Annotated in this window: 6 protein-coding genes; 3 read left to right on the forward strand and 3 right to left on the reverse strand. The window is 43.6% G+C overall.

Annotated features, from left to right (window positions below):
• Nucleotides 1-325: 325 nt before the first annotated feature.
• On the forward strand, nt 326-1,795 hold the full coding sequence (gene gatA, locus F6K52_RS28930) for an Asp-tRNA(Asn)/Glu-tRNA(Gln) amidotransferase subunit GatA (RefSeq protein WP_293086806.1): 1,470 nt from the start codon (nt 326-328) through the stop codon (nt 1,793-1,795).
• A gap of 22 nt (nt 1,796-1,817) precedes the next feature.
• Entirely contained in the window at nt 1,818-2,666 is an 849-nt protein-coding gene (locus tag F6K52_RS28935; protein ID WP_293086811.1) for an alpha/beta fold hydrolase, read from the forward strand.
• Nucleotides 2,667-2,723: 57 nt separating this feature from the next.
• On the opposite strand, the gene F6K52_RS28940 is transcribed toward F6K52_RS28935, so the two are convergent.
• From F6K52_RS28940 to F6K52_RS28950, 3 genes are all read right to left on the reverse strand, one after another.
• The gene (locus F6K52_RS28940; RefSeq protein WP_293086828.1) at nt 2,724-3,431 is read right to left on the reverse strand and encodes an ROK family protein; all 708 of its coding nucleotides are present in this window, start codon (nt 3,429-3,431) and stop codon (nt 2,724-2,726) included.
• 173 nt (nt 3,432-3,604) lie between these two features.
• Nucleotides 3,605-4,510, reverse strand: coding sequence for a S1 RNA-binding domain-containing protein (locus tag F6K52_RS28945; RefSeq protein ID WP_293086814.1), 906 nt, complete (start codon nt 4,508-4,510; stop codon nt 3,605-3,607).
• Between the two features lie 77 nt (nt 4,511-4,587).
• A complete protein-coding gene (locus F6K52_RS28950; RefSeq protein WP_293086818.1) occupies nt 4,588-5,331 on the reverse strand; it encodes a dienelactone hydrolase family protein in 744 nt (247 codons plus the stop codon).
• A 365-nt stretch (nt 5,332-5,696) separates the two neighbouring features.
• Here F6K52_RS28950 and F6K52_RS28955 point away from each other — a divergent pair, with 365 nt between their 5' ends.
• Entirely contained in the window at nt 5,697-6,683 is a 987-nt protein-coding gene (locus F6K52_RS28955) for a GntR family transcriptional regulator (RefSeq protein WP_293086823.1), read from the forward strand.
• Nucleotides 6,684-7,214: the final 531 nt, after the last annotated feature.

The following is a 7,214-nucleotide window of genomic DNA, read 5'->3' on the forward strand; positions in this document are numbered from 1 at the left end:
TCACCATTATTATTATTGACACTAAGCAGGTGCACAAAATTAATTACACATTTTCCAAAACTCAAAGCCTTACGATGTAAGGGTTACAGAGATTGGTAGTAGTAAATTAATTTTGTTTAGGTGCTTATCTGGAATGAGATACACAAGATTGTTTCCTAGATCGGCTGTTCCCTAATCCCTGTTCCCTGTTCCCTGTTCCCTGTTCCCTGCTCCCTACTCCCTACTCCCTATTCCCTTTCCTCAAGGCTGAGCCCCAACCCCTAAGCCATGAATTTTTTGTCAGAATACTAGAGTTGTAATCCTTAAGTCAGTAAAGGTAGTAAGCATGGACACGGTCCGCGAGTTGCATAAACAGCTAATCAACAAAGAACGCTCAGCTGTAGAAATCACCCAAGAAGCCCTAGATAAGATTCAAGCCCTAGAGCCTCAAGTCCAAAGCTTCCTCCACATCACCTCAGACTATGCTTTAGAACAGGCCAGTCAAGTAGATGCGAAAATCGCAGCTGGTGAAGAGCTCCCGACATTAGCCGGTATACCCATTGGCATCAAAGACAATATGTGTACCCAAGGGATTCCGACCACCTGCGCCTCCCGGATTCTGGCCAAGTTTGTCCCACCTTATGAGTCAACAGTGACCCAAAAACTGAAAGATACTGGGGCAGTAATGGTAGGTAAAACCAACTTGGATGAATTTGCCATGGGGAGTTCTACGGAAAACTCTGCTTTTCAACTTACTAAAAACCCTTGGAATTTATCCCATGTCCCCGGCGGCTCCTCCGGGGGCTCAGCGGCAGCTGTAGCTTCTGGGGAATGTCCCATTGCTCTGGGTTCTGATACCGGTGGTTCTATTCGTCAACCGGCTTCTTACTGTGGAGTAGTTGGCATGAAACCGACCTATGGTTTAGTATCGCGCTATGGTTTAGTGGCATTTGCGTCGTCCTTAGATCAAATTGGACCATTTGCTCGCACTGTAGAAGATGGGGCTATTTTACTGAATGCGATCGCAGGATATGACCCCAATGACGCTACCAGCCTCAAAGTAGACATTCCCGACTATACCCAATTTCTGAAACCTGACCTAAAATCTAACGGTAAAGTTAAGATTGGCATTATTACAGAAACCTTTGGAGAAGGCTTAGACCCAGTAGTAGAGAAAGCAGTCACTAAAGCCATTGATCAGCTCAAAGACTTAGGTGCTGAAATCCAGGAAATTTCCTGTGCCCGATTCCGGTATGGTTTGCCTTGCTACTACATCATTGCTCCGTCAGAAGCATCAGCAAATCTAGCTCGCTACGATGGGGTTAAATATGGCTTACGGGCATCAGATGCTGACAATCTCCTTTCTATGTACACCAAAACCCGTGCTGAAGGGTTCGGTGCAGAAGTCAAGCGCCGGATTATGCTAGGAACCTATGCCCTATCCGCTGGTTACTATGATGCCTATTATCTCAAAGCCCAAAAAGTTCGTACTCTGATTAAACAGGATTTTGAGGCAGCCTTTGAGAAGGTCGATGTGCTAGTTTGTCCCACAGCTCCCTCCACAGCGTTTAAAGCTGGGGAAAAGACAGAAGACCCCTTAAGTATGTATCTGACTGACCTGATGACTATTCCAGTTAATCTGGCTGGGTTACCAGGGATGAGTATACCCTGTGGCTTTGATGAACAAGGATTACCAATTGGGATACAGTTGATTAGTAATGTATTGCGCGAAGACCAACTATTTCAAGTAGGTTATGCTTATGAACAAGCAACCGAATGGCATCTAAGCCAACCGGTGTTGAAGGATGAAGGATGAAGAAGGATGAAGATAATTGATTATGTTGATTGTTGCAGGATTTATAGCGATCGCTTATGCCTTAGTCTGTACCTCCGTGTTGCTGTTGCAACATAGGCTAATATTTTGTCCTTCCTCAGGGACTGAAAATACACCAGCTGACTTTGGTTTGCCTTACGAAGAGGTTTGGTTACCAATATCCACTAAGGGTAAGGTTGAGAAAATCCATAGCTGGTGGATTCCCTCTGACTCACCAGACAGTAAGGTGATGCTATATCTCCACGGTAATGCCTGTGATATTGGGGCATATCTTGAAATAGCCCAACGGTTACATCAGGTCGGTTTATCCCTGCTGCTGATTGACTACCGAGGCTACGGTCGCAGCGAGGGGAAATTTCCTAGGGAATCCCAACTTTATGAAGATGCTCAAGTGGGTTGGGATTATCTAGTCCAACAACGAGGCATCAATCCCCAAGATATTTTTGTCTATGGTTATTCCTTAGGGGGAGCAATCGGGATTGATCTAGCGGTGCGTAACCGAGAAATGGCAGGCTTGATTTTGGAAGGCTCATTTACTTCCATGCGGGATATGGCAGATTATGAGGGAAAATATGGTTTCTTGCCGATCAATCTTCTGCTTACCCAGCGGTTTGACTCAATTAGTAAAATCAAGTCAATCCAAACACCTATATTGGTAATCCATGCCATTAATGATACCACAGTGCCTGCTAGTATGAGTCAAGTCTTGTTCGATGCTGCTACAGTTCCTAAACAGCTTTGGCTAGTTCCTGATGCAGGTCACAATGATTTGACAACTGTTGCTACTTCCGAATATCAGCAGAAAATTCGGGAATTTGTCACACAGGTTTATGCAGAAAAAGCTATAGCTTAGGGTTATAGTATTTAGCGCGCTATATTTGTTTAGCGCTATAGTATTTCACTGCTTTTTCTAATCCCGCCATAAAGCAATACCCCCCAATAACCCAGCAACATTGGGGACTACTTTTACATTGGGGGGTAGCTCAAAGTTAATTTTTTTGGCTTCACCGCCACCAATGTAAAGGTAATTATAATTAAACAAACGCTCCAGGGATGCGATCGCTTTTTTGAGACGATTATTCCATTTCTTCTTACCATCTTTCTCTAAAGCCGCTCGCCCCAACTGTTCTTCGTAGGTTTCCCCTTTACGAAAACGATGGTGTCCCATTTCCAGATTTGGCACCAGCTTGCCATCCACAAATAAAGCAGAACCAAACCCTGTGCCTAGGGTAATCGTCAATTCCACTCCCTTGCCAGTAATTGCTCCTAATCCTTGCACATCGGCATCATTAGCTACTCGCACCGGTTTGCCTAAGCGTTGAGATAGGGTAGTAGCTAGATCAAATTCCTGCCAATCGGGATCGAGGTTTACCGCCGTATAGGTTATCCCATTGCGCACCACTCCAGGAAATCCCACCGATACCCGTTCAAAATTCCCTTGTCCAAGAGCTAGGGATGCGATCGCATGAATAATAGCATCCGGCTTAGGAGGTTGGGGTGTTTCTAAGCGACTACGTTGGGTGATGGGATTACCCACTTGATCTAATACCATCACCTTAACGCCACTGCCACCAATATCTACGGTCAGGGTATGGATTGGGCTATTGTTTTGATTCATCAGGTATTTTAGTCCACGGTTAACGGTTAACGGTTTACTGTCAACGGTCAACAGTCAACGGTCAACAGTCAACAGTCAACAGTCAACGGTCAACGGTCAACGGTCAACAGTCAACAGTCAACAGTCAACAGTCAACAAGAAACAAAAAACATTATTGATTAAAACGACTTAACTTATGCTTGTAATAGTTTTTGCCTAGCACGTTCAGCACGAGCTGGAGCACTAGCCATTACCTCTGACATCTTTTCGAGCATTTCTCCTGGGTAATTTTCTAAAACCCTGGTAGACATAGAAATACGACCTTTGCCTTCATCCAAGTTAATAATCATGACCTGGATCACTTGACCGATTTCAAACACCTTGGAGAGGTCTTCAACGAAATTTTGGCTTACTTGCTTAATGTGTAGCAAACCATTGGTTTGATTAAAGTCCACAAACACACCAAAGGGCTTGATCGCAGCTACTTTCCCTTCCACTAATTGTCCGATTTCTAGCTCAGAGAAAGTAGCAGCACGCACAGCTTCCCGCTGAGAAAGCACTAGCTTCTTGCGATCGCGGTCAGCTTCTAGGAAAGTGACTGTTAGTTTCTGACCAATCAAGGAATCTAGATTGTCGTGCTGACTCAAGTGCGATCGCGGAATGAATCCCCGCAATCCACGCACATCCACGGTGACACCACCTTTATTCACTCCAGAAACCCGGACATCTAATGATTTTCCATTGTCTTGGAGTTCCATTAAATCATCCCAAACCTGCTTAATCTCGAGCTGACGCCGGGAAAGGGTAACTTGACCATCGGCATTCTGCTCCCGAATAATCAGGAAATCTATGTCCTCATCCAAGGGCAGTACTTCCGACCAATCCTGATCCAATTCTAAGGAAACTTCACGAATTGGTATATAAGCCAGGGACTTACCACCGATGTCTACATAAGCACCATCGCTTTCGTAGTTATTTACTCTTCCACGTACCACCTGTCCCTGTTTAAACTCATAGTCGTATTCTTCTAGGGCTTGAGCAAAATCATCCATAGAAAAGGATGATTTGCTGGTGGTCGAAGAGGTGGATTTTGAATTCATGATAATTAAAGGTTTAAAATCAGTAATGATTTCTGATATGGGATCAGCTGCTTATAAAGTTGGGTTCCGCTGACAGTTTAGTCAAGTTTTTCCCTAAACAGCTGCAAAACGTTAGCCCACGCATCAATAGCTGCTTTTTCATTGTAGCTAGCCCGTTGGTCACAGAAAAATCCGTGGTCTGCGCCATCGTAACGAAAGATCCGATAATTATTTTTATTTTTCTCAAGAGCAGCTTCAATCTGATCAACCTCTTGTGCTGGAATGCTAGCATCTTCCATCCCAAAGAAACCATAGAGTGTACCGTTAATCTCTGGTGTGCGAGTAATAGTTGGTTCACCACCGCCAGGAGTCATGGTAGTAATCCCAGCGCCATAGAACGAAGCAGTAGCTTTAATATCGGGTAAGGTAGCAGCCAGATAGGCAACATGACCGCCGAAACAAAAGCCAATAGAGCCGATGGGGTTATCTTGCACAGGGGTTTGACTCCTCAGGTAATCGATGGCTCCTTGGATGTCTCCCAGGAGTTCCGCTGCTCTAGTTTGTGCCTTGTATTCCTTGCCAATCTTAATGTCTTCAGTGGTGTAACCTGTTTCAAAGCCTGGGGCAAGGCGTTGATAGAGTGCCGGAGCGATCGCAACATAGCCTTCTTTGGCAAACCGTTCTGTGATATCCCGGATATGGCCATTCACCCCAAAAATTTCTTGCAGCACCACAATTCCAGGATATGGTGTTTCTGCCACTGGCATTGCCAGGTAAGCGGCTATGTCTAGATCACCATTGACCACCTTGACGGTCATGGTACGAATTTCCCTATGTGTCATAATCGATTTGGAAGGATGTCAAGCTCTTGCTTGGCAGTTATAGATGCTAAGCTAAAGGTTTTATTGGCTTTCTGAATTCAGCGCCAATTCTACATTATACCTGTATTTAGTAAATAAATAATAAGTTAATTAACTAGCTTACTTAATTGGATAGTTCAGAGTATAACTATAAATTATAGGGATTTTTATAACTTGGTTATTTTGGAGCTAAATTCCTTTGTTCCCGTAGCGTGAGCTTTTAGCTCACGGTTGACAGTTGAATCATTACATTCTAGCTGAAGCGGATAGCAAAATTTTACCCAAAAGTTTAAACTATAAAATTTACCATATAATGGTGTTAAACAGGGGATTTTGGAGACTCTGTAATGGTTCAGTATCATATTCAACAAGATAGTGAAATACCTGCCTCGAAGCAGCTATTTGACCAAATCCAGTTTGCGATCGCATCCCGACAATATCCCCCAGGACATAAATTGCCCAGTACTCGTCAGCTAGCGATGGAGACGGGTTTGCACCGCAATACCATTAGCAAGGTATATCGGCAGTTAGAAGAAACAGGACTAGTAGAGTCCTATGCTGGTTCAGGCATTTATGTTAAAGCACAGGGTCATGAAGGGGGTAATCGACGTCAGGCTGGCTTTCTTAACCAGTTTTCCCCCGAAGCTTACAAGGTTGTTCAAGATAGCCTCAATCAACTTCTCGGACAAGGTTGCTCCCTTAACCAAGCTAGGGAACTATTTTTGTCGGAGATTGACTGGCGGTTACGGTGTAGCGCTAGGGTACTGGTGACTGTAGAGTCACGAGATATTGGTGCTGGAGAATTGATGGTGCAAGAGTTAGAAGAATCCTTGGGAATCCCGGTGCAGTTGGTGCCCATGGAAGAACTCTCAGAAGCTTTGGATAAAACTCACTCGGCTACAGTAGTTACTAGTCGCTATTTTATCGGTAAAGCAGAAGCGATTGTTGCCCCTAAATCTGTTCGTGTTATCCCTGTTGATATTTATGACTATGAACCAGAACTTAAGCTAATTAAGAGTCTCTCCAAAGGTAACCGTTTAGGAGTGGTTAGCATCAGTTCTGGGATTTTAAAAGTGGTCGAAATTATTGTCCATAGTCTACGGGGAGATGAGTTGTTAGTGATGACGGCTCAGATCAAGGACAACTATAAACTAAAAGCGTTAGTTCGCAGTTCCCAGATAATTATTAGCGATCAGGCAAGTTATCAAACTGTTAAAGAGGCAATTTTAGCTGCTCGTGAAGATATTATTCGACCACCTAAGCTAATCCGTTGTGAAAACTATATTGGTAGTAAGTCGATTAATCTGCTCAAACGGGAACTGGGTTTGGGTTAATTTAGTGTGATGGAATTAAAAATATGGAATATTATGGGTTAGACCGCTAAAAATATCAAAATCAAAATATCTTGTCCAGTAAACCGTTTTTTAACATTAACTCCATCAGCTCAATTAGCTAGTTTAAATTAACTCGTTTAACTTAACTAAAGCAATCAATTCTTGGTAAAATCACTGGAGTTTTTAAAAACTAGCTCCAAATCTCGTCCCTTCTGCCTTCTACCTTCTGCAGTAAGCATTTATCCGTCAGCTTAAGCGCTACGCGCACGCGTGCGCGTTCAGCTACCTATCAGCTAATGCGCTACGGATACGCTACGGGAGCAGGTATTGAATAAAACAGCTAAGCATTGCAATAATGCTGAGTTACTTCAGCTGACCGCACCTCAAGTAGGGTGAGCTAAAAGCTCACGGCTGACCGCTGATAGCTGAATACTTACGCTTAAGTTCTGTTATCTAAGGCTATCATTTTAATCCCAGATCTTTAATTATATAATATCTAGGTGATGTCTGACAGCAATATTAAAAACCTAG

The organism is Moorena sp. SIO3H5, assembly GCF_010692395.1.
GTDB lineage: Bacteria > Cyanobacteriota > Cyanobacteriia > Cyanobacteriales > Coleofasciculaceae > Moorena.

What these genes read in the sequence shown, in the direction of transcription:
- gatA (WP_293086806.1), top strand. Translation starts at nt 326, where the DNA reads ATGGACACGGTCCGCGAGTTGCATAAACAGCTAATCAACAAAGAACGC.
- F6K52_RS28935 (WP_293086811.1), top strand. Translation starts at nt 1,818, where the DNA reads ATGTTGATTGTTGCAGGATTTATAGCGATCGCTTATGCCTTAGTCTGT.
- F6K52_RS28940 (WP_293086828.1), bottom strand. Translation starts at nt 3,431, where the DNA reads ATGAATCAAAACAATAGCCCAATCCATACCCTGACCGTAGATATTGGT.
- F6K52_RS28945 (WP_293086814.1), bottom strand. Translation starts at nt 4,510, where the DNA reads ATGAATTCAAAATCCACCTCTTCGACCACCAGCAAATCATCCTTTTCT.
- F6K52_RS28950 (WP_293086818.1), bottom strand. Translation starts at nt 5,331, where the DNA reads ATGACACATAGGGAAATTCGTACCATGACCGTCAAGGTGGTCAATGGT.
- F6K52_RS28955 (WP_293086823.1), top strand. Translation starts at nt 5,697, where the DNA reads ATGGTTCAGTATCATATTCAACAAGATAGTGAAATACCTGCCTCGAAG.